Source organism: Stenotrophomonas maltophilia group sp. RNC7, assembly GCF_030910085.1.
In the GTDB taxonomy this organism is placed as follows: domain Bacteria; phylum Pseudomonadota; class Gammaproteobacteria; order Xanthomonadales; family Xanthomonadaceae; genus Stenotrophomonas; species Stenotrophomonas sepilia.
Map to the genome: position 1 here is coordinate 1 of NZ_JAVFVN010000938.1, position 749 is coordinate 749.

Annotated in this window: 2 protein-coding genes; one reads left to right on the forward strand and one right to left on the reverse strand. The window is 33.9% G+C overall.

Features of this window, described 5'->3' with window-relative positions; translation table 11 throughout:
• On the reverse strand, positions 1-288 hold a 288-nt coding region (locus tag RCF13_RS23720), incomplete at its 3' end, for a NifU N-terminal domain-containing protein (protein WP_308141609.1).
• A 258-nt stretch (positions 289-546) separates the two neighbouring features.
• Here RCF13_RS23720 and RCF13_RS23725 point away from each other — a divergent pair.
• Positions 547-749: FAD-dependent oxidoreductase (locus tag RCF13_RS23725; RefSeq protein ID WP_308141610.1), on the forward strand; the 203-nt coding region annotated here is incomplete at its 3' end.

Sequence of the window (749 nt, forward strand, 5' to 3'; positions counted from 1 at the left end):
AAGTTGTTGTTCTTCACTTTCTTCTACTACTTCTTCGCCAAAAACAGCACGAACTTGCTGTAATAAAACTTTCCAGTCATACTTTGCATTTCGCTCCACTGCTAAAAAGTCGGCTACATGATATACACCTTTAATACCTTCAATTTTCAAAATTTCTTGCACTTGCATTGGCGCTTGTTCTTTATTTTCATTTGTATAATTATTACGTGCTCCTGATGGTAATACTTCATTCAAAATAACTTTCATTGTATTTGGACTTGGCGTCGGTTCAATTGCTTTAATCTTCACGTAAAAAACTCTCCTTTATTGCATGTTCTTAGCTGTATTGTAACATGTTATCACTCTATACTCCTACTCGGATGCTTAATTTTACTATTTACTTTTCTACATTGCTGGGAAGTTTCATTCATTCTATTTTCACCTAATCATTCCATAACTATAGTTAAAAGTATAATTGACAATTACATAAAAAGGGATTAACCTTAACTCATAAAATGACCAAGGTCATTTTATGAACAAAGTCATTCAAAGGTGGAGTGATAACAAATGAACAATGTCATAATTATTGGTGGCGGTATTGCTGGACTTTGCGCAGCAATTTCCTTACAAAAAATAGGAATAGAAGTAAAAGTATATGATAAAAACACTGAGCCTACTGTTGCTGGTACGGGTATTATCATTGCTCCGAATGCAATGCAAGCACTTGAGCCATACGGAATTTCTGAGAAAATCAAAAAATTCGGCAACGA